Origin of the sequence: uncultured Algimonas sp., from assembly GCF_947498175.1 — a bacterium.
In the GTDB taxonomy this organism is placed as follows: Bacteria; Pseudomonadota; Alphaproteobacteria; order Caulobacterales; family Maricaulaceae; genus Litorimonas.
Window position 1 is genome coordinate 307,398 of sequence record NZ_CANMJB010000001.1, and the last position, 25,510, is coordinate 332,907.

Consider the following 25,510-nt stretch of genomic DNA (forward strand, 5'->3'; position numbering starts at 1 on the left):
TGACGAACCCGATCAACCCTCAAAGACCGTATGACGGCCGTTCGCGCATGCGCGCCATGTAGCGCTGCAGGTGCGGATGGTCGTCGCCCGGTTGCGCCTTCACCCATTTGGAGAAGTCGAACGCCACCGTCAGCGTGATATCCGCCAGGCTGTAGCGGTCGCTCGCCAGATGGTCGCGATCCGAGAGATGCGCTTCCACGTCTTCGAAGAACCAGCCGAGCCGTTTGCGGCCGCGATCCGCCAGGTCGGGGATCTGGTCCAGGTCGCGCGGGCCGGGGAGGGCGCGGCCTTTCAAATGCGGCGAGCCGTTGCGCAGCACTTCGGCGATGGCCGACAGGCCTTCGAGCATGCAGCGCTGGTCCCAGGCCAGAACGCGCGCCTTTTCCAGCGGCGTCGTGCCCATGAGCGGCGGGTCGGGATGGAGCGCTTCGACATAGGCCGCGATGCCGATATTGTCGGCGATGATCTCGCCGTCCGGCGTTTCCAGAACGGGCACGGTCGCGCGCGGGTTGAGGGCGAGGAAGGCCTCGCCCAGCTGCTCCCGGTTGCGCAGGTCGACCTCGACCGTCTCCCACTCCAGGCCCTTTTCGGCCAGGAACATGCGCGCCCGGCGCGGCGAGGGGGCGGTCGAGCAATCATAGAGCTTGAGCATTGCGGCGGTTCTCCTTAATCCGCGCCCATGCTGTCCGAAGGCGAAGCCCCGATCAAGGCCGCCTTGACCCCGAAGGTCAAGGAACTGGGCGGTTTCACCGTGCGCCGGGCGCTGCCCTATCTGTCGTACCGGTCGGTCGGGCCGTGGGTGTTCTTCGACCATTTCGGCCCCGTGGACTTCGCGCCGGGCGACGGCATGAACGTCCGGCCGCATCCGCATATCGGGCTGGCGACCGTCACCTATCTGTTCGAGGGCGAGATCTGGCACCGCGACAGTCTCGGCAATTCCGCGCCGATCCATCCGGGTGCCGTCAATCTGATGGTCGCGGGTTCCGGCATCGTCCATAGCGAGCGCACGCGCGACGAATTGCGTGCGTCCGGTTACCGCCTGCACGGGCTGCAGCTCTGGCATGCCCTGCCGGAGGACGAGGAACAGCGCGAGGCGAGTTTCCACCACCACCCGGCCGAGACCATCCCGGAAACGGAGCTGGAAAACGGCGCGACGATTCGCGTCATGATGGGCGAGGCGTTCGGACTGGCTTCACCGGTCGAGACTTTTTCCCAAACGCTCTATTACGAAATCGACCTGCCGGACGGCGCCGCCGTCACTTTGCCGGACACGCCGGAGTCCGCGCTCTATGTCGTGGACGGCGAAGCCGAGGTAGACGGCGCGGTGTCGGAGCGGTTCCAGTTCTCGATTCTGTCGCCCGGCGCGCGGCGCGTCACGGCGAAGGGCCGGACCCGTTTCGCCGTCATCGGCGGCGCGCCCTTGGGCAAACGCCACATCAAATGGAATTTCGTCTCCTCCAGCCGCGACCGCATCGCCCAGGCCGCGACAGCCTGGCGCAACGGCGAGTTCCCGACCGTGCCCGGCGATGCGACCGAGTCGATCCCCCTGCCCAAAGAGTTGATTTTCTAAGGACGAAATCGAACCATGCGACTCCTGTTCAGCCTTGCGATCCTGTTGTTCGCCGGTCTGGCCTCGTCGGCCAGCGCGCAGAACCTGACCGGCGTGTTCGGCCCCGTCGTCGATGCCGACGACCATGCGCTCGAATACCGCGTCGGCGCCATTCTCGCCGCGGGCGATGACGAGGCGGAATGGGGCCAGCGCCTGCATTACGAACGCGCCCTGAGCGGGAGTTTCCGCCTGCGCGGCATAATCGCCACGCGCGAAACGCCATCGCGGGAAATCGACTACGACTATGCCCGGATCGAGGCCGTCTGGCAGATCACGCCCGACGAGCGGGCCTACCAGACCGGGATGCGGTTCGAGGCGCGCACGCGCGGCGACGGCCGTCCGGAGGAGATCCGCGCCAATTGGCTCAACCAGTGGGCATTGCCGGACGACTGGCGCATTCGGGCGCACCTCATGAATACGTTGCAGGTCGCGCAGCGCACCAATGACGAGCTGCAGTTCCAGGGCCGGTTCGAGCTGTCGCGAAACCTACCCGACCGCGGCGTCCGCCTCGGCCTGCACAGCTATGTCGATTTCGGCGACACGGGAAAGCTGCGCGCCTTCAAGGGCAGCGAGGCGGAGATTGGCCCGTTCGTGGAGTTCGGCGTGGGCGAGGACGTCACCGTCTATCTCGGCACGTTGCATGGGCTGACGGGGAGTTCGGACGACAACCAGCTGCGGCTGTTCGTGGAGCGGAGTTTCTAGAACGGCTCCTTGTAAGCCCGATCATCCTTAACATACCTCATCCCGGACTTGATCCGGGATCCATCTCCCAGCTGTTCGAGCAAGGCTGACGGTCCTGTGATGGATCCCGGATCAAGTCCGGGATGAGGGTAAGAAAGGTGCTCTAAGTCGCGTAGAGGCGCTCGGGGTCCTTGAAGCTCTTGAATTCCAGCGCGTTGCCGCTGGGATCCAGGAAGAACATGGTCGCCTGCTCGCCCGGCTCGCCCTCGAACCGGATATAGGGCTCGATCACGAAATCCGTGCCCGCTGCCGCCAGCCGGTCCTTGAGCACGTGCCAACGCTCCCAGGGGAGAACCGCACCGAAATGGCGGACGGGCACCTGCTTGCCGTCCACCTCGTTCGTGGCCTGGGTTTCGGGCTCGCGGCAGACATGCAGGCTGACCTGATGGCCGAAAAAGTCGAAGTCGATCCAGTTCTCCGCTTCCCGTCCGACCGCGCAGCCCAGCCTGTCGCGGTAGAACAGGCGCGCTTCCTCCTTGTCCCGGATCGGCGCGGCGAGGTGGAAGGGGATGACGGTCAATCGCGCCGCTCGACCTGGTCGGCATTGTCGGACTCGATTCGGCTGCCGAGATAGAGCAAGGCGACCATCATGAAGAGGAACAAACCAACGATGTAGAGATTGACCCACATTTCTTCAGTCATTCGTCTCTCCATCTTCGAGTTCGGCCAGATAACGCAGACCGAAGGCAAACATGCCGATAGAGATAAGCGCCAACGGCACGGATAGCAATATGCCGTCAACCGATCGTTGGCTGAGCGGTTCCCAAAGACCGACGCCCAGCGCTCCGAATCCGATCGTGCGAAAGATGACGGAAATGGATTTCCGCTGTTCGTTTCTGGCCTCGCGGGTCCCTTTCAGGCGAATGAAACTCATCCCTTCGGTCCGTAATCGTAATCCCCACCCCGTTCAAGCGCGCGGCGATAGGCGGGGCGGGCCCAGACGCGGTCGATATAGGCGTTGCAGGCGTCGTAACCCTTGAGCAGGCCCCGTGCGCGGGCGGCTTCGAGCGGAAAGATCATGTTGAAGTCCGCGCCGCTCAGCCGGCCTCCGGCAAACCAGGCGCTTCGGATCAGGGAGTATTCGCAATAGTCGAGCACGCTCCGGATCTCGTTCGTGATCAGGGGCTGGATCGGCTTGGCGGCTTCTCCGAGAAAGCCGGTGTAGAGCGCGAGCAGGAGCGGCAGCATGGCCGAGCCTTCCGCGAAGTGCAGGAAGTGAACGTAATCGATGAAATCCTGCGTGCCGCGTTCCGGACGCAAGGCCGGGTCGGCGTCGAAAGTGTCGAGCAGATAGACGATGATCGCCCCGGTCTCGGCCACAACCAGACCGTCATGTTCGATGACGGGGCTCTTGCCGAGCGGATGGACGGTCTTCAGCACGGCCGGGGCGCGACGGCTCTCCGGATCGCGTTGATAGGCGCGGATGTCGTAATCCACGCCCAGCTCTTCCAGCAGCCAGAGGATGCGTTGCGAGCGGGAATTGTTGAGATGATGGACGGTCAGCATGAGCACCGCCTAGGAGCGCCGCCGGTTTCAATCAACCGTCTTGGGCCCGCCCTCGCCGGAGAAGTCGAGCGTGACCGTGCGGCCGCCGCGGACGACGTTGACGCTGTTCCTCTGGTCGTGGACCAGGTCGCGCAGCATGCGCGCGTCGATGGTGAGCGGGCCGCCTGGACCGTCGCGGGAAACGCGGCCCTCCTGGTAGACATAGATGCTGTCGCCTTCGATCTCGGACCCGATGATGTCCAGCGCCACGGGACCGGTCGCGTCGGAGAGCGTGAAATTGCGGTCCGTATAGAGCGCCAGCGTGGCACGAGCGCGCAGGCGGCCAAGGTCGGGCCGGTTGATCAGGCCGGCCTTGTAGAGCGCGACCTGCGCGTCCTGCACGTGATAGACATGAACCACCCCGACCGTGCCGTCCGGATCGATGCGCACTTCCGTCTCCGTGCGCGCCAGCCGGTGCGCGAAGGCCGGTCGGGCGAGCGCGACGGCGCCCAGCCCACCTAGCACGAGACGGCGCGACAGCATCATTGGTCCCGGCCGAGCATCCGGCGCAGCGTTTCGCGCAAGGAGCGGCGGCGGTCCTCATCCTCGGCGTCCGTCTCTTCGGCGCCCGTCTCTGCGGCATCCGTGTTTTCGGCGCCCGTCTCCCCTGCCTCGTCCGGAGCCTCGTCCGGCGTCTCGGGCGCGCTGTCCGCACGCCCGTCCGGCACGCCCTCGGCGCGCTGCAGCGGGACGTCGCCGCTGCCGTCGCGCGTCTCCGGTTCGCCCTTTTCGTCCGCTTTCAACTCGCGCAGCATGTCGGCCATCAGGCTGCGCTGCTTGGCATCGCTGCGGGCCAGGGTGAGCCGGTCCGACACGATGGATTGCGGAAAACCGTTATTGGAATGGTCCGCATCCGCCGTCTGGTGCGCCGCATCGAGCAGGATGCTGTCGATACGCTCGTCGCGCACGATCAGCTTGCTGACGCTGCGGCTGTCGCGGCGCCAGATCTCCGCCGGGATCATCAGCTCTTCGGTCTGCCCGTTGGCGTAGTTGAGCGTCAGCGGCAGGGGCGAGATCAGCCCGCCGACATTGCGGAAGTCAACGAAGTAGAGGAACTTGCCGTCCTCCATGGCGCGGTCGTAGGCCTTGCGCTCCCAGTCCTTCAGCCCGTCCAAGAAATCCTGGAAGGTGTTGCGGTCGGCGTTGGACACGGCGAACTTGTCGTTCTCGTTGTAGAAGTCGTTGAGGTCCTCGAACCGTTCGACCCGGGTCGTGCGGCCTTCCTCGCGGTTGCGGCGCTGCACGATGTTTTCGGGATAGCGGACGAGGTCTTCCTCGCGGTCGAGGTCTCCCTCGACGTCCGGATCGTTCGTGCCGATCCGGTACTCGCGCACGTCCGTGATGGCCATGTCGACATGGTCCGTGCCGAAGAACCAGCCGCGCCAGAACCAGTCCAGATCGACGGCCGACGCGTCCTCCATCGTGCGGAAGAAGTCTTCGGGCGTGGGGCGCTTGAACTTCCAGCGTCGCGAATATTCGCGGAAGGCGAAGTCGAACGCTTCGCGTCCCATCACCGTCTCGCGCAGCACGATCAGCGCGGCCGCCGGCTTGGCGTAGGCGTTAGGCCCGAATTGCAGCACCGAGTCGGATTGCGTCATGATCGGCACCTGGTTGGAGCTGGTCATGTAGCGCGTGATCTCGTCCAGCGGATTCTGCATGTCACGCCGGATGGGGAAGTTCTCCTCCCACTCATATTCGGCCATGTATTCCAGGAAGGTGTTGATGCCCTCATCCATCCAGGTGAAGCGGCGCTCGTCCGAATTGACGGTCATCGGGAAATAGATATGCCCGATCTCGTGGATGATGACGCCGATCAGCCCGTATTTGGTGTTGCGCGAATAGACGGTCTCGCCTGAGTCCGTATCCTCGTACGGCCGGTAGCCGTTGAAGGTGATCATGGGATATTCCATGCCGCCGCGTTCCCACGCATTCACGCTCTGCGCGGTCGGGTAAGGGTAGTTGAAGGCGAAACGGTTATAGACGTCCATCGTGTGGACGACGGCCTGGGTCGAAAAACGCGACCAGATCGGATCGGCCTCTTCCGGGAAGAAGCTCATGGCCAGCACCTGCGGATTGTCCGGATCGTCCTGTTCGAAGATCATCGCGTCCCAGATATATTTGCGCGAGGACGACCAGGCGAAGTCGCGGACATTCTCCGCGGCAAAGCGCCAGGTGCGCGTGCCGGTCGCCTTCTCGGCCGCGTTCTGGGCCGCTTCCTCCGGCGTGACGATGTAGATCGGGCCGTCCGCATTGGCGTCGTCCAGGCGTCGGCGCTGAGTGGCGCTCAGCACGTCGCGCGGGTTCTGCAGCACGCCGGTGGCCGACACGATGTGATCGGACGGCACGGTCAGATCGACCGTATAGTCGCCGAACTCCAGCGTGAACTCGCCGCGCCCCAGGAACTGCTTGTTCTGCCAGCCGGTATAGTCGGTATAGGCCGCCAGGCGCGGGAACCATTGGGCCAGGGCGAAGATGTAGTTGTCCTCGTCCTCGAAATACTCGTATCCGCCGCGCCCGCCGACCGCGACCTCGTCGATGATGTTGTGTTCCCAGTCGACCTGGAAGTCGAAGGTCGCGCCCGGCGCGAGCGGTTCGGGCAGGTCGATCCGCATCATGGAATCGTTGATGAAGTAGGGCAGGGCGTCGCCGTCCCTGTCGGCGATCTGCGCGAATTCGAACCCGTATTCGCGGTCTTCCGTGGCCTGTTCGTAGCGCAGTTGCGAAAAGCTGTAGCTGTCCGATCCGCCGCCGCCCTGTCCGCGCGAACTGCCGGTCGCCCCGGCCGTGTCGCTCATCCGCGCGAGGCTGCCATCCTTGAACCGGTTCTGGTCCAGCGCCAGCCAGATATAGTTGAGCGTGTCGGGCGAGTTGTTGACATATTCGATGTCCATCTCCGCCGTGATGCGCTGCGCGCTCTCGTCCAGCGTCGCGTCGATGTCGACATTGGCGCGCTGCTGCCAATAGCCGGGACCGGGCGCGCCGGAGGCGGAGCGGTAGATATTGGGCGAGCGGAACTCCGGCCCCATCTGGCGGAATTTGGCGACGGCGTCGGTGTCGCTGCCCGCGACACCGCGACCGGGCCGCTTGTCCGTCGCGCTCGCCGCTTGCGTGCCGCCCAGCACGCACAGGATCGTGGCGGCCATCAGCGCCGTTCGGCGGATCGTGAAGTCTGGCATCGGTTTTCCCCTCCACCGGCCGGTCGCCAGTGTGTCGCAAAGTTACAATATCACCGCTTGCCGCCGTGGCGGCAAGGGCTAATCCGCTCGGTTCCGTTGGAGCGGGTCGGATAATGGGCTCTTCCTCGCCCGCATCCGGAAGACCGCGTCCGACACGGCTTTGACCGGATGGGCCTTACGGAAGGCGTGGCGTCCCAGCAACTCCCCTCCGCGTGATGCGTCCGGATCGTAGACGGCTTCGGCCGTGCGGGCCACGGCGCGCAGCGTGTTGAAGCGCTCCAGCGCGGTGCGCCGCGCTTCGGCCAGGGCAGACCGCCGCCGCATAAACTCGTCCTGCGCGATGGCCCGCTCGATGCGGGCGACCGTGCCGTCCAGGTCGTAGATGTCGATGGGCAGGACCGCCTCGGCCGGGAAGACCCGCGCATAGTCCGGATCGCCGTAATAGAAGGGCAGGCACCCGGCGACGAAGCAATCGGTCAGCTTTTCCGTGAAATGGCCGGGCTCGACATGGTTCTCGACCGCGACGTGATAGCGGTAGTCGGACATCGCCTCGGCCTTGTCGTCCACGGGTCTCAGACCGCGTCCGTACAGGTCGAACCGCGCGCCGAGCCGGTCCTTCAGCGCCAGCATGAACTCCAATCGCTTGGCGTGGACCGTGTGCGCCATCGCCTTGGTGGACGACATGCCGGACAGGTCCTTCGACTTGGCGGGCGGGGCGTCCGACAGGGGACGATGCGCCCCGCCCGCCATGTTGCGGCCGTAGAAGAACCGCAGCGGCGGAGTGCCGGGCACCCGGTTCGGGTGCGGGGCGAGCGAGGCATGGCGCGACGTCCAGACATGCCCGAACTGGCGCAAGTAGGCGGGTCCGTCGATCCGGATGGAGGACGGTTCCGTCGTGAGCAGCAGCGTGTTGGCGCGCGCGCAGGCGAGGGGTTCGCGGCGCAGCACCTGCCGCTCGCCGGGCCGAGGCGGCAGGTCTTCATACACGGCGAGGAAGTCGTAGTCGCGGGCTTCCGCATCGAAGGTGAAGACGCAGTCGCCGATCCGGTCCGATCCGTCCGGCAAAAGCGGCCGCCAGAGCGCGTCGATCCCGCCTGCCTCCATCTTGGCCACGAATTTGACGCGTATGGCGCTCACCAATGCTCCGCGATCCAGGGCGTCGGGCGCACATGCTTGTAGAGCTTCTTCCAGCCCGCCCGGACCGGCCATTCGCCGCGCAGGGCTTCGTCCTGGTCCGGCTTGCCGGTGAAGGCGACGATCTTCGTCTCCTTGGGCAGCTCAGGCGCCTTGAGGAAGTTCAGTGGCCAGCGTGGCAACAATGTGTGTTTGAACGAGGCGCACCAGAGCGCGGGCCAGAACACCATGTCCTTGATCTCGCGCGAGATATAGAGCTGCTCGACCCGGTAGCTCGACAGGACGCGCTGCGGATCGGCTTGGAAGTTGTCGTAGATATAGGCGTGTTCGCCGACCGGAAAGCGGAAGGCGGAGGTGTTGCCGTTGCCTTGGCCCCTCTGCGTCCAGTTCTCGATCACGCAGTAGCGGCCCGCCTCGAAGTCGAACATGTCGTCCAGCGATCCGGTCACGACCAGGTCCAGATCGAGGAACAGCACGTCGCCCGACAAGTCGTGCAGCGGCGCCTTCCAGAGCGTCAGCTTGCGCCAGGGCGTGTTGATCAGGTCCGGCGGCAGGTCGATCTCCGGAATGGACCGGCATTCCACCGCCGGATCGACGCCGGTGTCGTCATCCGTCAGGCAGACCAGCCGCGTCGGCCGCACCGTGTTCCGCCGCACCGCCCCCCAGAGCCGGTTCACGAACTCCGGCCCGTAACGCGTGCCCCATTTCATGCAGATGACGGTTTGCATCAAACTGTGTTCGCTTCGCTCACGCTGATGATCCGGATCCCGTGTCACGGGATCAAGCGTTACTCCATCCCCGACCGCTGTTCGTCGCGCAGGGCACGGAATTCGTTGCCGTCGTACCAGTTCGGCCAGTCCTCGCTGTCGGCCAGGTCGTAACCCAGTTCGAACAGGATCTCCGTGACCTGCTTGATGCCCGACAGGTCCCAGCTATTGTCGTATTCGTCGGCAGGCTTGTGGTAGCGGAGTTCGGTGTATTCGGCGGCGAAATCCTCGCCATACGCCGTGCCCTTGGTGACATGGTCCGTACCGCCGTCCGCGTAGAGCATCGGCACGCCGCGCTTGGCCAGGCTGATATGGTCGGAGCGGTAGAAATAGCCGGCCGAGGCGTTGGTGTCCGGTTCGATGCGCATGTCGCGCAGGGCGAGAATGTCGCCCAGCCGGTCTTCCAGTTCCGAGCTGCCGAAACCGATCACGGTCATGTCCTTGGTCTCGCCGACCGGCAGGACCGCGTCGATGTTGACTCCGGCGACCGTGTTTTCCAGCGGATAGAGCGGGTTGGCCGCATAGTAGGCGGAGCCGAGCAGGCCGCTTTCTTCCGCCGTCACGGCCATGAACAGGGCGGTGCGCTCCGGCGCGCCCGCTTCGACGAAGGCTTCGCCGATCTCGATGATGGCGGCTGTGCCCGTCGCATTGTCCACCGCGCCGTTATAGATGTGGTCTTCGCCGACGCCGTTGTTTCCGAGATGATCCCAATGGGCCATGTAGAGGACGTATTCGTCGGGCCGGACCGTGCCGCGCACGCCGCCGATCACATTGGCGCTCTCGACCGTTGCGACCTGCTGGTCCAGCGCGGCGTCCAGGGTCAGATCGCCCATGGCCACGGGCTCGAATCCCTGCGTGGAGGCTTCGACGGCCAACGTGTCGAAGTCCAGACCGGCGGCACCGAACAGGCGCCGCGCCGTGTCTTCGTCGATCCAGCCTTCCATGACCGTGCGGTCCGCGCCGCCATCCGTGCGCACCACGTCGAGCTGCGGCCCGGTCCAGCTGCCGGAGACGACCTCCCACGGGTAGGACGCCGGTTCGGTCTGGTGGATGACGATGGCGGCGTCCGCGCCCTGGCGCCCGGCTTCCTCGAACTTGTAGGTCCAGCGGCCGTAATAGGTCATGGCATCGCCGCCGAAGAGCGCGTCGTCCTTGGTCGCGAAGCCCGGATCGTTGACCAGCATGACGACGGTCTTGCCGGTCACGTCCAGCCCGGCATAGTCGTTCCAACCGAATTCCGGCGCGACCGTGCCGTAACCGACGAAAACCAGCTCGCTATCGTCGAGCCTGTGTTCGGCGGCCGTCTTCTTGGTCCAGAACACGGCATTGTCGTGTTGGGACGCATCGACGTCCAGCAGCACGTCGCCGCCCCCTCCTTCGATGCGCAATGTGCTGTCCGGCGACAGGGTCGCTTCGGACAGGCGCACGGTCTGGAAGTAGGTGCCGTTCTCGCCCATGGGGGCCAGGCCCGCCGCCTCCATTTCCGCCGACAGATAGTCCAGCGTCATCTGCCCGCCTTGCGTGCCCGGCGCGCGGCCCATGAAATCGTCGCCCGACAGCGTTTCGATCCGTCGGCCCAGATCGGTCGTCGAGATCAGGGCGGCGTGATCCACTTCGGCGGGTTCTTCCACGTCTGGCGTGGCGGGCCCGCACGCGCCCAGCAGCAGGGCGGCGCAGGCGGTCGCCATCAGAGCGGTCTTGTTTGTCAGGACAGGCTTGCCCATCAGGGCGGTCTTGGTCGTCGCAGCGGTCTTGGTCATTGTATCTCTCCCATTCGCTTTGACGCAGTTGCTAACGCCGCCCGACCGTTTATCAAGTCCGCAATTCGGCATAAGGCCGGGACGACAGAGGGGATGCATATGATGATCGAGGGACTGGCGCGCCGCGCCGCGACCGCATTGGCCGTCTTGGCGGCCTTGAACCTGGAGGCGGCCGCCCAGCAGGCCGCCCCGCAAGCGGCGACGCCTGACACCGCAGACGCGACGAGCCGCGCGATCCTGGAGGCTGCGCGGTCCGGCACGCAGGGCTACGACATCGTGGAAGGGCTGACGACGGAGATCGGCGCGCGGCTGGCCGGGACGCCCGAGGAAGCGCGCGCCCGCGACTGGACCGCCGCGAAGTTCCGCGAGATCGGGCTCGAGAACGTCCGCATCGAGCCCTTCACCATTCCGGGCTGGATCCGGGGCGTCGAGACGGCGCGCATCACCGCGCCCTATCCGCAACAGATGCTGGTCACCGCGCTGGGCGGGTCCGTCGCCACACCGGCGGACGGGATCGAGGCCGAGGTGGTCTACTTCCCGACCTTCGATGCGCTGGAGGCTGCGCCGCTCGCGTCCGAAGGCGGCGATCTGGCGGGCAAGATCGTCTTCATCTCCGGCCGGATGGAAAAGGCGCCGGACGGGGCGGGCTATGGCCCCGCCAACGTCAAGCGGCAGCGCGGCGCGACCGAAGCCGGGCGGCGCGGCGCAGCCGCCGTCATCATCCGGTCGGTCGGGACCGATTCCCGCCGCTTCCCGCATACGGGCCAGATGCGCTACGCCGACGACGTGCCGCCCATTCCGATCGCGGCCCTGTCCGCGCCCGACGCCGACCAGCTGGAACGCATTCTGGAACGCGGCGAAACGGTGGAGGTCTTTCTGAAGGTCCGGCCGCACTTCTTCGGCGACGCGCCGTCGGGCAACGTGATCGGCGAGATCGTCGGCACGGAGCGGCCCGAAGAGATCGTGCTGATCGGCGCGCATCTGGACAGCTGGGACCTGGGCACGGGCGCCGTCGATGACGGGGCCGGAATCGGCATCGTGGCGGGCGCGGCGCAAGTGCTGATCGAAGCGGGCCTGCGGCCCAAGCGCACCATCCGCGTCGTCGCGTTCGGGGCCGAGGAAGTCGGCCTGCTGGGCGCGTTCGAATATGCGGACGCCCATGCGGACACGGTGGAGAACCATGTCCTGGCGACCGAATCCGATTTCGGCGCGGAGCCGCCCTACGAGGTTCTGATCAATGTCGGCGAAGGCGACGCGGTCATACGGGATGTCGCCGCGACGCTCGGCCTGCCCATCGGCGACCGGACCACGACCGGCGGTCCGGACATCATCCCGCTGGCGCGCGCCGGCGTGCCCGTCATGCGCTTCCAGCAGGACGGCACCGACTATTTCGACCTGCACCACACGCCCGACGACACGCTCGACAAGATCGACCCGGACGACATCGCCGAAAACGTCGCCGCCTTCGCGTTGATGGCCTGGACGGCCGCCAATGCGGAGACGGACTTCCGCGCGGATGCGGATACGGAGGGCTGAGCGCGATCGCCACGACCTGCGTCCCCGACCCCCTTTGCCGGGGCCTGATACAGGCATCGCTCACAAGATGAGCGCGGCCAGACCCTTACCGTTGCGAACCATCACGACACCGGACCCCGGCAATGAGTGCCGGGACCGGTGGTTCGCAAGCACCAGCATCGAAACCACAGGATCACACCTCCATGGCTCTTCCCGATATCCTCACCCGCACGCGCATTCCCGTCTTGGCTGCGCCCATGTTCATCGTGTCCGGACCGGATCTGGTGATCGCGCAGTGCAAGGCGGGCATCATCGGCAGCTTTCCGGCGCTGAATGCGCGCCCCGCCGAGGTGCTGGAGCAATGGATCGTGCGCATCAAGCTGGAGCTGGAGGAATACCAGCGCGACAATCCGGACGCGGTCGTCGCACCGTTCGCCGTCAACCAGATCTGCCATCCGTCCAACAACCGGCTGGAACACGACATGGCGGTCTGCGTGAAGCACGAGGTACCGATCGTCATCACCTCGCTGCAGGCCAGCCAGGCGGTCTATGACGCGACCCATTCCTATGGCGGCATCGTCCTGCACGACGTGACCAACATCCGCCACACCAAGAAGGCGTTGTCCATGGGGGCGGACGGCATCATCGCGGTCTGCGCCGGGGCGGGCGGCCATGCCGGGACCCTGTCGCCCTTCGCGCTCATCCCGGAAATCCGCAAGTTCTTCGACGGGCCGCTGCTGGCGTCGGGTTCGATCAGCACGGGCGGGTCGGTCGCGGGCGCGATCGGCATCGGCGCGGACATGGCCTATGTCGGCACGCGCTTCATCGCCACCGTAGAAGCCAACGCCGATGCCGCCTACAAGCAGGAGATCGTCGACAGCGTGGCGCAGGACATCGTCTATTCCTCCTTATTCACCGGCGTGCACGGCAACTATCTGCGCGGCTCCATCGAAAAGGCCGGGATGGACCCGGACAATCTTCCCGAAGCCGACAAGACCGCGATGGATTTCGGCTCCGGCGGCAATACAGACAAGAAGGCCTGGAAGGACATCTGGGGCGCGGGCCAGGGCGTCGGCCAAGTCGACGACGTCCCGCCCGTCGCCGATCTAGTCGATGCGATGGAATCAGAGTTCAAGGCGGCGTTGGCGCGTTTGGCGAAGCATCAAAGCGAGTAGACCAAGACGTTATGCGTTTCGGTCCGTGCGGATTTTAACTTTGTGGAAACGAAACGTGACATAAATGCAACGAATTCGAATAAAATCGGTCATACAACCGCAATCTCTGAATAAATCAAACCATCGCCATATTTCTATCTCTAAGAAGAGGGCGATTCATCAACCTAAGGGGAATCTCACCCATGAGTAAGCTCAACAAGAAGTCGTTGCTTCTGTCTTCGATCATTTCCGGCATGGTTCTGGCGGCTGCCGCTCCGACCATGGCGCAACAAAGTGACGCCGAAGAGGATGTCATTATTACAACGGGCACGCTGATCCCGCGCTCGACCAATCTGACGACGACGAGTCCCGTCACTCAGATCAACGCAGCCGAGTTCGACGCACGCGGCGTTGTCCAAGTGGAAGACCTGATCAACACGTTGCCGCAAGCCTTCGGCGCACAGGGATCGAACCTGGCTAACGGCGCGACCGGAACGTCTTCGATCAACCTTCGCGGTCTGGGCTCGACCCGCAACCTTGTTCTGGTGAATGGCCGGCGCATGCCATACGGCTCTCTGAATACAGCGGCCGCCGACGTCAATTTCATCCCTTCGGCTCTGGTCTCCAATGTCGAGATCCTGACCGGTGGCGCTTCCGCGACCTACGGGTCGGACGCCATCACGGGTGTGGTGAACTTCATCATCGATGACGAATTCGAAGGGGCCCGCCTGGACACGAACTTCTCGTTCTATCAGCACAACAATAACGGTCCGTTGCAGGGACTCCTGCAGGAATTCGCCACAGCCAATCCCGACCAGTACCGTGTTCCGAACGGCAGTGTCACCGACGGCGAAACCATCGACATCACCGGTGTCGTCGGCGGCTTCTTCGACGGCGGTCGCGGCCATGCCACCGCTTTCGCAGGTTATCAGAAAACGGATCCGATCTTCCAAGGCGACCGTGACTATGCGCAGTGTGCATTAGGAACTCGCGCAGGCGGTAACGAGTTCAGCTGTTCCGGTTCGCCAACCAACCAAGTTGCGAACCTTCTCGAAGTCGCTCCGGGCTACGCGTTTCCAAACGGTTCGGTCTGGGCGCGTATCGATCCGGCTGGCACAGGCACGATTATCGATCGTGACTTCACCACCGATACGTTCAACTTCAATCCGTTCAACCACTACCAGCGGCCGAACGAGCGCTACAATCTGGGTGCCTTCGTCAATTACGAAATCACACCGGACATCAATTTCTATTCGGAACTGTTGTTCATGGAGAACAGCACGAACAACCAGATCGCTCCATCCGGCGTCTTCGGACTTGGCGTCAATGGCGACACCGGCGGTGTGAATTGCAACAACCCGTTCCTGTCGGCACAGCAAGTCAACTTCCTCTGTACGTCGAACGGTCTCGGCGCTGGCGACGTGGCACCCGTATTGCTCCTCCGCCGGAACGTCGAAGGCGGTCCGCGCAACAACGACATCACGCATACGACTTTCCGTCTGCTAGCAGGGTTCGAAGGTGACATTTCCGGTACGAACCTGGGTTACGATGTTTCGGCGTCCTATGCCCGCGTCCGCCGTTCGGAAGTGTACAACAACGATCTTTCGATCCGCGCGATCACAAGGGCGTTGAATGCAGTCGATGACGGAGCCGGCAATCCGATCTGCGCCATCAATTCGCGGCGTGATGCGGCTGGCGCGCTCATCACCGTCGATCCGGCTTGTGTGCCTTATGACATCTTTTCTGGGCAGCCACCGAATCCGGCTGCTGTTGACTATTTGTCGAACCCGCTTCTCAGAACCGGAACGACCGAACAGACAATTCTAACGGCAAAGATGTTTGGCGATTTCGGCGACCGCGTTCGCACTGGCTGGGCTGACGACACAGTCGCTTTCGCCGTGGGTGTAGAATACCGCAAAGATGAGCTCGATTCCAATCCGGATGGCAATTTCCTGTCCGGCGACGGCGCGGGTCAAGGCGGGCCGACCAACGCTATTGCAGGCGAACAGGATGTTTTGGATATTTTCGGTGAGCTTGACATCCCGTTGGTCCAGAACCGTTCCGGCTTCTACGATGCCGGCCTCGACCTTGCCTATCGCCGGTCTGAATACGACAATTTCGGTACTGACTCCTATAAGGTCGGCTTGGACTGGAGTCCGGTGCAGCCTATCCGGTTCCGCGGATCTTACCAGCGTGCCGTCCGTGCGGCGAACGTGTTCGAACTGTTCGCCGAACAATCGATTGGACTGTTCGACCTGTCTGCAGGATCGAACGGGCTGTTCGATCCCTGTGCCGGGACCACGCCTGCAGCGACTGCGGCTCAGTGCGCCAATACCGGAGTCACTGCAGCTCAATATGGAAGTATTGCGGATAACCCTGCAGGCCAGTTCAATACGTTTGGCGGCGGCAATCTCGATCTGGAACCGGAGGTGAGCGACACCTACACGTTCGGTTTTGTTTTCCAGCCCTCGTTTGCGGACGGCCTGACCGTTTCAGTCGACTATTTCGATATCAGCGTCGATGGGTTCATCGGGACCGTTCCCGAGCAACTGTCTTTGAACCAGTGTTTGGAGACAGGTCAGGCGTTCTTCTGTGATCTGGTGAACCGGGGTTCGGGCGGAACGCTTTGGGCGAACAATTCCGGTTTCATCACGGCCACCAACCTCAACACAGGTGAGCTTTCGACAAGCGGCATCGATTTCCTAGCAGGATATGATTTCCGTGCCGGGGATTTTGCCGATATGCGGATATCTTACGTTGGGACGCTTCTGAACGACCTCACGACGAAGCCGCTTCCGACTTCCACGACCAGCCAGATCTATGACTGCGCCGGTTACTATGGCGGTCAGTGCGGAGCTCCGAACCCGGAATATCGTCACAAGGTCGACTTCAACCTGCGTCCCGACATGTGGGATTCCCGTCTGGGCCTGCAACTGACGTGGCGCCACTTCGGGTCCGTCAATGTCGCTCAGACCTCTGGACAGCGTGCGCTGGCCGGGTCGTTCGCGAACGTCAACCGGACCTTCGGCGATCAGGACTATATCGATCTGTCGGGTAACTTCGCTGTCACGGAAGACATTATCTTCCGGGCCGGCGTCAACAACGTGTTCGATGTCGATCCGCCTCTGTCGTCGATCGTCGGCACGGCGCCGGGCAACGGCAACACGTACCCGCAAGTCTATGACGCTTTCGGCCGTTACATCTTCATGGGTGCGACGATCGACTTCTAGTTCGGTCCAATTCCATGTGTTTCCTAAAGCGGCTCTTCGGAGCCGCTTTTTTCATGCATCCTCGGCAGATGTGACGGCACGTTCGGACCTTTGGGTCCCGGGCCTGTCGTCATAAGCGTTTGCGACTCCGGAAGGTGTCGGCTAACCATCGGGTCATGAAGGCGGGACGTTAGAACGGTGCTGGGACGGTTTTTCATCGCGCTTGTCGTGCTGGCGCTGGTCGGGCTCGGCTACGGGGTGCTGACGGCGCAGACGCGGATCGACGATGTGGGTGCGCAGATCGAGGCCGCCTTGGCGGAGGCCGGCTACGGCTGGGCGGATGTCGCCATGGACGTCGATGTCGCGCGTATCGGCGGTACGGCGCCGACGGTCGGGGAGCGCCAGGCCGCGGTCCAGGTCGCGCGGGACGCGCGCTGTTCCGCCTGCGACGCGGACGAAGTCTGGCATGACGTCGTGGACGCGACCGCCTTGCGCGAAGCCCCGCCCTTGGAAACGCGCTCGCCCTACATGTTCTCGGCGCGCAAGGCGCCGGACGGCACGGTCGTGTTGAGCGGCTACGCGCCGTCCGAAGCGGTGCGCGCTGAAATCCTCCAAGACGCCGTGGCCGTCTTCGGCAATGACCGGGTCGCGATCGACCGGGTGGACTTGGCCGACGGCGCGCCGGACGGCGCCTGGGGCGATGTGGTGCGCCGCTATTTCCGCAAGCTCGACCGGCTCGAAGCCGGGCGTCTGCAGATCGAGGACCGCGAAGGTTCGTTGCAGGGGCAGGCGGCGAACACGGCCGTGCAGAACACGCTCTACGCCGAAATGAAACGCGCCACGCCGGAGGGCTACAATTTCGCTGGAAACGTGACCGTGCCGGACGGGCCGGTCGCCGTGTACGGACAGTCCGGATCGCAATCCATCTGCCAAGGGCTGCTGGACGATCTGCGGCGCGAGCGCAAAATCAGCTTCCAGCCGGGCGAAGCGGCGATCCGCGGCGACGCCAACTTCGACCTGCTCGCCGAGATCGCCGGAGCCGCCGGGCAATGTCCGGACTACCGCATCGCGATCAACGGCTATACGTCGAGCGAAGGCGACGCCCGGGACAATCAGGCCCTGTCGGAAGCGCGCGCCAATGCGGTGCTGTTCCACCTGAACGAACAGGGCGGGATCGAACGGTCGCGCCTGGCCGCGCGCGGGTTCGGCCCGGACAATCCCGTGGCCAGCAACGAAACGCCGGACGGCCGCGAAAAGAACCGGCGCATCGAATTCTTATTGAGCAGAGCGGAGTAGGACCCAATCCATGGACGACTTTCTAGCATTTCTCGGGGCTTACTATGTGATCCCCTCCATCGTCATCGGCGGGATCGGCTTCCTGCTGGGCTGGTTCCTCAAGCCGAGCACGAAGCGGGCTGGCGATCTGTCGGTCGAAGGCGAAGGGGCGCTGCGGGCCGAGACGGACACGTTGCGCACCCGCGTGCAGGATCTAGAAGGCCGGCTATCGGCGCGCGAGACCGAACTGACCGAGCTGAAAACGCAAGCGACCGCTCAAGCCGAGCTCCCCGACGCCGTGCCGACCGGGTCGGACGTGACCGCCAAGACGACCGATACGGACGATACCTACGCGTTGGAATGGCAGAACCGCTATCTCGCCGCGCGGGTCAAATATCTCGACAGCCGCCTGGCGGAGATGAGCGAAGCGGATGATGTGTCCGATGCCGCCGCATCCGCCAAAAAGCCCAAGAAAACCAAGGTTTTGGCCAAGCCCAAGAAGACGGCCATGACGAAGGCGAAAACCAAGGCCGTCGCCAAGACGGCCACGGCGAAAACGGGTGCCGCCAAAACGACGGCGAAGGCGACGACCGCCAAGAAGGCGGCAGCGAAGAAGGCCCCGGCTAAAGCCATGCCGACAAAGTCCGCCTCCGCCAAATCGGCATCGAAGGCCAGCGACGAGATCGACCGGTACCTCGAAAAGGTCAAAGCCTATGATGCGCGCGCCTCCAAGAAGGTCGTTCAGAACATCGTCGATTATTGCGGTATCTCGCTGCAATCGCGCGACAGCAGCTTGGTCGCCTGTTCGGACGAAGCGGAACTGCGCCGCGTCGCCAGCGGGTTCGTGACCAAGAAGCTGGGCCTGGAAGAGGGGCAGCTGGAGCTGGTCAAGTCGGTCTGCGAGCAGATGAAGGGCCAGCGCCTCAAATCGCGGGTGACGTTCTACTACCTCGCGGCGAAGAAGGCCAAGAAGCTGAGCCTGTTCCGCTAAGTTCAGGGGCTGCTCAGGTCTCCTCGAATCTCCGTCCCCGGCGACGGATGCCGGGGACGGGTATTGAAAGTGGAGGGTCAGGGCGGCGCTCGTCGGCGCTCATCCGCCAATCCATCCTCGTTAATCCACTTTAGCGAACCGCCCCAAGCCTGCCATCCGGCAGGCTTTTTCATTTTTCCCGACTAAAAGATCCGGGTTGGGCGGAACGGCCGCATATTCGATGGCATGATCCGAAACATCCCATCGACACCCTCCTTCAGCCGCAGCCCGGTGCATCCGCGCTACGGACCGACTCCGCGCGGGTCCGGCGATTGGCGCTGGCCCGACTTCACCCCACGCGAGATGGCCTGCCGCCATTGCGGGGAGGGCTACCGCTGGCCCGCCTTCATGGACGCGCTGCAGGCGGCGCGCGACCGGGTCGGGCGCCCCTTCCACATCCTGTCGGGCCACCGCTGCGGGCTGCACAATGCCCGCGTCGGCGGCGCGCCGCTGTCGCAGCATCTGCGCCTGGCCGCCGACATCGCCCTGCGGGGGCACGACCGACACGCGCTGCACGGCGCGCTCCTCGAGGCCGGGTTCACCGGCTTCGGCTTCTACACCACATTCATCCATGCCGATCTGGGGCCTGCGCGGTCCTGGTACGGCTCAGACACAGCGAGGACACAATGGCGACAGGATTAGCCACACTCACACTGGACGCCGCCGCAGGCGGCCTGTTCGGCCTGATCGGCACGGCACTGGGCCGCGTCGCGGGCTTCTTCGAACGCAAGCAGAGCTTCGAACAGGAGCGGGCGCGCTGGACGCACGAACTGCGGCTGCACGAGCTTAACCGCCGCGCCAAGGCGCAGGAGGCGGAAAACGAACTCGCCCTGGCGGCGCAGGCGGGCAGCTGGCGCGGGCTCGAAGCCTCGATCCTGGCCGACGCCGCGCTGGGCGAGGCCAGCCGATGGGTGGTCAACACGCTGCGCCTGGTGCGGCCCGCGCTGACGCTGATGCTCTGGCTGATCACGGCCTACATCTTCGCCCGGACGCAGGATACGGGCGTGATCGACGCCTGCGTCTTCGCGGCGACGGCGGCGACCCTGTGGTGGTTCGGCGACCGCGCCCCGCGCAACGGCGCAGGGCCCCGGACGATGGGCGGCCGCTCCATCGTGGGCCCGGTCTGATGGCGCGGCGTTTCCTCGGCTGGCGGATGGGCTGCGTCGATCTGGGGCCGGTCTGGTCGGAGGCGGACCCGCCTCCGCCACCGCCCGGACCGCCTCAGGCGGACGAGACCGATACCGGCGCGACCCAGGCCGACCTGATCCGGGACGCCTTGACGCGGTTGCAGGCGCTCCGGGCGAAACAGACGCACGGCTACCACCGGTTGGAGTCGGGCCGGACGCCGGACCCTGCGGGATGGAGACCGGTCCATAGACGCGGCTTCGGACGCCGCGAGCGGAATTTCGAAGCCGGAGCCGCAACGGGAGCCCGACATGATGCGCTCGGAACCGGTGATTTCGACCCTGGGTGATCCGAGGACGATGCCATGATGGGGCCGAAGGCTGACGGGCGGCGCCGGATCGGTCTGACCGAGCCTAGTCCTCGACCGGCGCGGGGGCCGGATCTCCGGTCTGGGGCTCAAGCCGGTCGGGCGGCGCGGTCTGGGACGGGCTCGACAGGGCCGCCAGCCGGGCGCGCTGGTCCGTCAGGTCGGCGGCCACGTTCGTCACCGCCACCGCGACGATGACGACGAAGGCCGCGAACATGACGAAGCTGTAGATCGCGCCGACGCTGTATGCGGTCAGGACGGATTTGAACCAGCCGCGTCCGAACATGCCCTTGGCCGACAAAGGCAGGTAGATCAGCAGGATGAGCGTATAGGGCACGATCAGCCAGGTCGCCGGCGTAAATTGGTGCAGCAGGATGAAGGCGAGCAGGAGGATGAAGGAGAAGGCGTGGAGGTAGGCGGCGTGGACCAGATGGTCGTAGAGCATGGCGTTGCTCCGCCCGCGGATGAAGATCGCCCCGATCAGCATGGCTAGCGGCATCATGAAGAAGAGGGCGAGCTTGAGCGCGTCATTGACCTGTTCGTTGAACAGTTCGGGCCGCTCCATCATCAGGTCGATCAGGACTCTGAGGCCTTCACGGTCCAGCGAGACCTCCCGTCCGGCCCAGCCCGTCAGCTCGATGCCCGAGTCGCCGCTTTCCTCGGCGTCGGACGGGTCTGGGGTGCCGTCCTCCGGCGATCGGGGCGTCTCGGGTGGATCCGCTTCGGCCAGGGTCCGCGCCATGCCGTCGCGCGTGGCCTGAAGCGTGAAGCGTTCGATCTCGTTGCTGGCGGTGGCAATCTGCGCGTCGAGCTCCGCGATGGACTCGCGCAGGGCTTCGGGGCCGTCCCCGTTGCGCCCCGCATTGAGGCCTCGGAGGAAATCGTCCGTCTGGCTGCGGGTCACTTCGGGGTCGAAGCCGGTGACGAGCTGGTTCTTGCGGATGAAGAAGTGCAGCTCCGGACTGACGGCCGAGTCGTCGGCGGTGATCTTGGCGATGCTGGTCGGCGTGCTTTCATGCAGGCCGCCGACGGCGATGATCTGCGTCTGGGACAGGGTGACATAGCCGAACAGCAGGATGGAGGCGGCGATGTAGAAGCGCACCGGCGAGGTCCAGCGCGAGCGGGCTCCGTCGGCGAAATCGCGCGCCATGCGCCCGGGCCGCAGCAGCAGCGAGCGCAGGCTGCGCCACATGCGGCTGTCCACGGCGGTCAGGTTCTGGATCAACTCGACGAAGAGCGAAAAGACGGAGCGGCGGTAATCGTCGTTCTTGTTGCCGCATTCGTGGCAATAGAGCCCGACCATCCGCGCGCCGCAGGAAAAGCAGGCGAGCGACTGGTTCTCGTTCGGGATCCGGTCCCGGTCCAACAGGCCGCGCCCTTCGTCGATCCCCAACAGGATGTCCTCTTCCGTCCCCATGGGACCGACATTGCCGGAAATCCACGCGGCTGTGAAGCGGGGAGATTCGGAGGATAGGGGGATCCGGTGAGCGACTCCTCCACCGTCCGCTCATCCCAGCGAAAGCTGAGACCCAATTTGCCTCTCGCAAAACCGTCACCCGGATCCCGACTTTCGTCGGGATGAGCGGAGTGGAAGGAGACCATCTTCCCGTCTCCCCGCTTTCGCCGACTTGATCGGCGAACCCATCACCCATGAGTTGAAGTCTGGGAGATGGGCAGGCCGATCAAGTCGGCCTGAGCGGTGAAATGTTAAGGATGTTTTCGGCAATAAGTGCCGTGGGCGACTTCAAATAGCCAACCCTTATGCCGACACCGGTTCCAGCGTCGGCAGATCGTCGACCGGGACGGATTGTTCGGCTTTATGAAGGTCGTAGGCGGCTTGGAGATTGATCCAGAGACGCGGTCCGTTCCCGCAGACCTTGCCGAGACGGACGGCCATTTCGGCGGAGACGCCGATTTCTTCGGCCAGAAGGCGTTGCACTGTGCTGCGAGTCGTGCCGAGCGCGTCGGCGAAGGCCTGGCGAGTGACGCCGAGCGCCGGAATGACCGTGTTCCGCAAGATCGCGCCGGGATGGGTCGGCTTTATGGAAGCGTGGCGTTGCATCAGTGATAATCCTCGTAATCCAAAATGTAGACGTCACCATCGATGAACTCGAAGGTGAGCCGCCAATTCTTGTTGACCCGGATTGACCAACGTCCTTTGTCCCGACCCGACAAAGGGTGAAGAGAATAACCCGGTATGTTCATGTCCTGAACATCGACCGCTACGTCGAGAGCGTTCATTTGCTCGGTAATGCGGCTCACGTGGGTCTGTTGCAGCCCTTGAGTTCGACCTCTCGTCCAGAACTGTTTCAGACCTTTGTGGCGAATGCTCTTGATCACGCACTCTATGTAGCATGACGCGCGCCATGTCGCAAGGTGTGCCACATATTCATAGGTCCCACTCTCCATCGCCCATGTGAACCGGTCCGGTTCGGGTTGCGCAGGGCGTCGCGTCCGCTAAGACCTTGGCCATGTTCGAGAACAAGATCGTCGCCGTCACGGGCGCCACGGGCGGGATCGGCCGCGCCATCGGGGAGATGTTCGCACGGGGCGGGGCCAAGGTCGCCTTGTCGGATCTGTCGCCGCCGACGGAAGCGGCGGAGGCCATCGGCGGCAAGGCCTATGCGTGCGACGTGTCGTTCGAGCCGAGCGTGACCGACTTCATCGACCGGGTGGAGGCCGATCTAGGGCCCATCGACATTTTCGTTTCCAATGCGGGCGTCGGGTCCGGCAACGGTCCGCATGTGGCGGGCGGGTCGAACGAGAGCTGGGAGACGGCCTGGCAGGTCAACGTCATGGGCAGCGTCTATGCGGCGCGGCGGTTGATGCCGGGTTGGCTGGAGCGGGGCGAGGGGCGCTTCATCATCACGGCGTCGGCGGCCGGGCTGCTCAACCAGGTCGGCTCGGCCAGCTACAGCGCGACCAAGCACGCGGCGGTGAGCTTCGCGGAGAGTATCGCCATCGAACATGGCGATGACGGCATCCACAGCCATTGCATCTGCCCGCAATATGTGCGGACCAACATGACGGCGGGGGTGGACTTCTCCGGTCAGCGCGAAGAGCTGATCGAGCCGGAGGACGTGGCCGAGGCGCTGCGGCTCGCCATCGAAGAGGATAGGTTCCTCGTCCTGCCGCATCCGGTGGCGCAGACATACTATATCGCCCGGGCGCATGACCCGGATGCATGGTTGGGGGGTATGCGCCGGATGCTCGCCAAGCTGAAAGAGACGAAGTCCTACATTTTCGCGGAGAAGACCGAATGAGCCGTTTCGACCTGTCTGGAAAAGTGGCCCTCGTCGCCGGGGCGTCGCGCGGCATCGGCGAGGCCGTCGCGCACGGTCTGGCCGAGCACGGCGCGCATGTGGTCTGCACCTCGCGCAAGCCCGAGGCCTGCGCCAAGGTCGCCGACGACATCAAGGCGAATGGCGGGAGCGCGAGCTTCGCGGAGCTGCATCTGGGTGAGCTGTCCCATCACGACCGGGTGCTGGAGCAGATCGAGGCCGAGCATGGCCGGCTCGACATCCTCATCAACAACGGCGCGACCAATCCGCATTTCGGCCCGGCGCACAGCGCGACGGAAGAGGCCTATGACAAGACCTTCGAAGTGAACACGCGCGGGCCCTATTTCCTGACGTCCAAGGCCTATCCCATGCTCAAGCGCGACGGCGGCGGATCGGTCGTCAACGTCGCCTCCATCGACGGGCTGCAACCGGCGGCGGCGCGCGTGATCTACGGCATGTCCAAGGCCGCGCTGATCGCGATGACGCAGGGCATGGCCAAGGAGTATTCCGACGACAAAAAAGGCGAGGGGGTTCGCGTCAACGCGCTGTTGCCCGGACCGGTGGATACGAAGCTCGCCAGCGCGCTGAAGAACGCGCCGGGCGTGGACAAATTCCTCGATATGACCATGGCCATCAAACGCTTCGCCCAACCCGAGGAGATGGTCGGCGCGGTCCTGTTCATGGTTAGCGACGAGGCCAGCTTCTATACCGGGCAATGCACGGTGGTGGACGGCGGAGCGACGCTCTAGCCATGGCGGGAGAGAATGCCACGATCGAGGTCCGCAAGGGCGAAGATCTCGATGTCGCCGCCGTCGATGCGGTGTTGAAGGCGAATGTGGACGGGCTGTCCGGCACGCCGAAGGTGACGCAATATCCGTCGGGCAATTCCAACCTGACCTACGCCGTCGACTATCCGGACCGGCGGCTGGTGCTGCGCCGTCCGCCCTTCGGGCCGCTGCCCAAGGCGGGTCACGACATGTTCCGCGAATACCGGATCATGCGGGACCTGAAACCGGCCTTCGAGCCAGTCCCGAATACGGTCTTCTACACCGACGACGAATCCGTCATCGGCAAGGAATTCTACGTCATGGACCGGGTCGAAGGCCCGCTGATCCACAAGACGATCCCGGCGGAGTGGGGCTGGAGCGAGGACGACACGGCGCGGCTGGGCGAGAACTTCATCGAGACGCTCGCCAAGCTGCATTCGCTGGATTGGCGTGCGTTGGGGCTTGAGGATTTCGGCAAGCCGGAAGGCTATGTCCGGCGCCAGATCGAGGGCTGGAACCGGCGCTGGGACAAGGCCTGGACGGACGGCATCACGCGCTTCGAGGACGTGCAGAAATGGCTCGAGGACGAAATGCCGTCCGAGAGCGGCACGGCGTCCGTGCTGCACGGGGACTACCGCATCGACAATGCCATCCTGCGCGAGGACGATCCGCGCGAGATCGCGGCGCTGCTGGACTGGGAGATCTGCGCCATCGGCGATCCGCTGATGGATCTGGGCAACACGCTGTCCTACTGGATCCAGGCCGACGATCCCGCGCCGATGCACCAGATGATCCGCCAGCCCTCCGCCGCGCCCGGCATGCCGAGCCGCCGCGAATTCGCGCAACGATATGGCGAGAAGACGGGCTTCGACGTGTCCGACATCCACTACCATTTCGTCTACGGCATCTGGCGGCTGGCGGTGATCATCCAGCAGATCCACGCGCGCTATGTCCGCGGACAGACGCAGGACGAACGCTTCGCGGTGATGGACCGGTCGGTCGAAGCGCTCGGCGCGCTGGCGCGGCACAAGATCGATAGCGGAACACTTTAGGAG

At 64.4% G+C, this 25,510-nt stretch carries 26 protein-coding genes; 13 read left to right on the forward strand and 13 right to left on the reverse strand.

Annotation, left to right across the window (positions count from 1 at the left end; translation table 11 throughout):
• Positions 1-19: 19 nt before the first annotated feature.
• Complete coding sequence (locus Q0718_RS01485; protein WP_298912407.1) at positions 20-652, reverse strand: glutathione S-transferase family protein; 633 nt, start codon at positions 650-652, stop codon at positions 20-22.
• A gap of 27 nt (positions 653-679) precedes the next feature.
• Between Q0718_RS01485 and Q0718_RS01490 the strand changes: the two genes are divergently transcribed.
• Positions 680-1,570 carry a pirin family protein gene (locus tag Q0718_RS01490; protein ID WP_298912410.1) on the forward strand — a complete coding sequence of 297 codons (891 nt, stop codon included), beginning with the start codon at positions 680-682 and terminating at the stop codon, positions 1,568-1,570.
• 15 nt (positions 1,571-1,585) lie between these two features.
• Positions 1,586-2,311 carry a hypothetical protein gene (locus Q0718_RS01495; RefSeq protein WP_298912413.1) on the forward strand — a complete coding sequence of 242 codons (726 nt, stop codon included), beginning with the start codon at positions 1,586-1,588 and terminating at the stop codon, positions 2,309-2,311.
• A 142-nt stretch (positions 2,312-2,453) separates the two neighbouring features.
• Here the strand turns inward: Q0718_RS01495 and Q0718_RS01500 are convergent, their stop codons facing one another.
• From Q0718_RS01500 to Q0718_RS01540, 9 genes are all read right to left on the reverse strand, one after another.
• Positions 2,454-2,870 carry a VOC family protein gene (locus Q0718_RS01500; RefSeq protein WP_298912417.1) on the reverse strand — a complete coding sequence of 139 codons (417 nt, stop codon included), beginning with the start codon at positions 2,868-2,870 and terminating at the stop codon, positions 2,454-2,456.
• Entirely contained in the window at positions 2,867-2,992 is a 126-nt protein-coding gene (locus Q0718_RS01505) for a hypothetical protein (RefSeq protein WP_298912419.1), read from the reverse strand. Before Q0718_RS01505 ends, Q0718_RS01500 begins: the two co-directional genes overlap by 4 nt.
• Entirely contained in the window at positions 2,985-3,224 is a 240-nt protein-coding gene (locus Q0718_RS01510; protein ID WP_298912422.1) for a hypothetical protein, read from the reverse strand. Before Q0718_RS01510 ends, Q0718_RS01505 begins: the two co-directional genes overlap by 8 nt.
• Positions 3,221-3,856 (reverse strand): glutathione S-transferase, encoded by a 636-nt coding sequence (locus tag Q0718_RS01515; protein ID WP_298912425.1) that lies wholly within the window; start codon positions 3,854-3,856, stop codon positions 3,221-3,223. The genes Q0718_RS01510 and Q0718_RS01515 overlap by 4 nt, the downstream gene beginning before the upstream one ends.
• Positions 3,857-3,883: 27 nt before the next feature.
• On the reverse strand, positions 3,884-4,381 hold the full coding sequence (locus tag Q0718_RS01520) for a DUF6702 family protein (protein ID WP_298912426.1): 498 nt from the start codon (positions 4,379-4,381) through the stop codon (positions 3,884-3,886).
• On the reverse strand, positions 4,378-7,071 hold the full coding sequence (locus Q0718_RS01525) for a M1 family metallopeptidase (protein WP_298912429.1): 2,694 nt from the start codon (positions 7,069-7,071) through the stop codon (positions 4,378-4,380). The genes Q0718_RS01520 and Q0718_RS01525 overlap by 4 nt, the downstream gene beginning before the upstream one ends.
• A gap of 78 nt (positions 7,072-7,149) precedes the next feature.
• A complete protein-coding gene (locus tag Q0718_RS01530) occupies positions 7,150-8,208 on the reverse strand; it encodes a glycosyltransferase family 10 (protein WP_298912432.1) in 1,059 nt (352 codons plus the stop codon).
• Positions 8,205-8,981, reverse strand: a complete 777-nt coding sequence (locus tag Q0718_RS01535; RefSeq protein WP_298912435.1) for a hypothetical protein — start codon at positions 8,979-8,981, stop codon at positions 8,205-8,207. The genes Q0718_RS01530 and Q0718_RS01535 overlap by 4 nt, the downstream gene beginning before the upstream one ends.
• A gap of 11 nt (positions 8,982-8,992) precedes the next feature.
• Positions 8,993-10,732 (reverse strand): M28 family metallopeptidase, encoded by a 1,740-nt coding sequence (locus Q0718_RS01540; protein WP_298912438.1) that lies wholly within the window; start codon positions 10,730-10,732, stop codon positions 8,993-8,995.
• A 99-nt stretch (positions 10,733-10,831) separates the two neighbouring features.
• On the opposite strand from Q0718_RS01540, the gene Q0718_RS01545 reads away from it, so the two are divergent.
• From Q0718_RS01545 to Q0718_RS01580, 8 genes are all read left to right on the forward strand, one after another.
• Positions 10,832-12,268, forward strand: coding sequence for a M20/M25/M40 family metallo-hydrolase (locus tag Q0718_RS01545; RefSeq protein WP_298912441.1), 1,437 nt, complete (start codon positions 10,832-10,834; stop codon positions 12,266-12,268).
• Between the two features lie 182 nt (positions 12,269-12,450).
• Positions 12,451-13,422 (forward strand): nitronate monooxygenase family protein, encoded by a 972-nt coding sequence (locus Q0718_RS01550; protein ID WP_298912444.1) that lies wholly within the window; start codon positions 12,451-12,453, stop codon positions 13,420-13,422.
• Between the two features lie 260 nt (positions 13,423-13,682).
• A complete protein-coding gene (locus Q0718_RS01555; protein WP_298912960.1) occupies positions 13,683-16,631 on the forward strand; it encodes a TonB-dependent receptor in 2,949 nt (982 codons plus the stop codon).
• Between the two features lie 177 nt (positions 16,632-16,808).
• Positions 16,809-17,906, forward strand: a complete 1,098-nt coding sequence (locus tag Q0718_RS01560; RefSeq protein ID WP_298912447.1) for an OmpA family protein — start codon at positions 16,809-16,811, stop codon at positions 17,904-17,906.
• 10 nt (positions 17,907-17,916) lie between these two features.
• Entirely contained in the window at positions 17,917-18,876 is a 960-nt protein-coding gene (locus Q0718_RS01565; RefSeq protein WP_298912450.1) for a DUF2853 family protein, read from the forward strand.
• 225 nt (positions 18,877-19,101) lie between these two features.
• Positions 19,102-19,557, forward strand: a complete 456-nt coding sequence (locus Q0718_RS01570) for a D-Ala-D-Ala carboxypeptidase family metallohydrolase (RefSeq protein WP_298912452.1) — start codon at positions 19,102-19,104, stop codon at positions 19,555-19,557.
• Entirely contained in the window at positions 19,542-20,042 is a 501-nt protein-coding gene (locus Q0718_RS01575; RefSeq protein WP_298912454.1) for a hypothetical protein, read from the forward strand. The genes Q0718_RS01570 and Q0718_RS01575 overlap by 16 nt, the downstream gene beginning before the upstream one ends.
• Complete coding sequence (locus Q0718_RS01580) at positions 20,042-20,389, forward strand: hypothetical protein (RefSeq protein WP_298912457.1); 348 nt, start codon at positions 20,042-20,044, stop codon at positions 20,387-20,389. The genes Q0718_RS01575 and Q0718_RS01580 overlap by 1 nt, the downstream gene beginning before the upstream one ends.
• A 64-nt stretch (positions 20,390-20,453) precedes the next feature.
• Here Q0718_RS01580 and Q0718_RS01585 read toward each other — a convergent pair whose 3' ends face one another.
• From Q0718_RS01585 to Q0718_RS01595, 3 genes are all read right to left on the reverse strand, one after another.
• Entirely contained in the window at positions 20,454-21,824 is a 1,371-nt protein-coding gene (locus Q0718_RS01585; protein WP_298912459.1) for a DUF3667 domain-containing protein, read from the reverse strand.
• A gap of 342 nt (positions 21,825-22,166) precedes the next feature.
• Entirely contained in the window at positions 22,167-22,469 is a 303-nt protein-coding gene (locus Q0718_RS01590) for a HigA family addiction module antitoxin (protein WP_298912463.1), read from the reverse strand.
• Complete coding sequence (locus Q0718_RS01595) at positions 22,469-22,747, reverse strand: type II toxin-antitoxin system RelE/ParE family toxin (RefSeq protein ID WP_298912466.1); 279 nt, start codon at positions 22,745-22,747, stop codon at positions 22,469-22,471. The genes Q0718_RS01590 and Q0718_RS01595 overlap by 1 nt, the downstream gene beginning before the upstream one ends.
• 131 nt (positions 22,748-22,878) lie before the next feature.
• Between Q0718_RS01595 and Q0718_RS01600 the strand changes: the two genes are divergently transcribed.
• From Q0718_RS01600 to Q0718_RS01610, 3 genes are read left to right on the forward strand one after another with little or no spacing between them, the layout of a single operon-like run.
• The gene (locus Q0718_RS01600) at positions 22,879-23,670 is read left to right on the forward strand and encodes an SDR family oxidoreductase (protein WP_298912469.1); all 792 of its coding nucleotides are present in this window, start codon (positions 22,879-22,881) and stop codon (positions 23,668-23,670) included.
• On the forward strand, positions 23,667-24,437 hold the full coding sequence (locus tag Q0718_RS01605; RefSeq protein WP_298912472.1) for a glucose 1-dehydrogenase: 771 nt from the start codon (positions 23,667-23,669) through the stop codon (positions 24,435-24,437). The genes Q0718_RS01600 and Q0718_RS01605 overlap by 4 nt, the downstream gene beginning before the upstream one ends.
• Positions 24,438-24,439: 2 nt before the next feature.
• Entirely contained in the window at positions 24,440-25,507 is a 1,068-nt protein-coding gene (locus tag Q0718_RS01610; protein WP_298912475.1) for a phosphotransferase family protein, read from the forward strand.
• Positions 25,508-25,510: the final 3 nt, after the last annotated feature.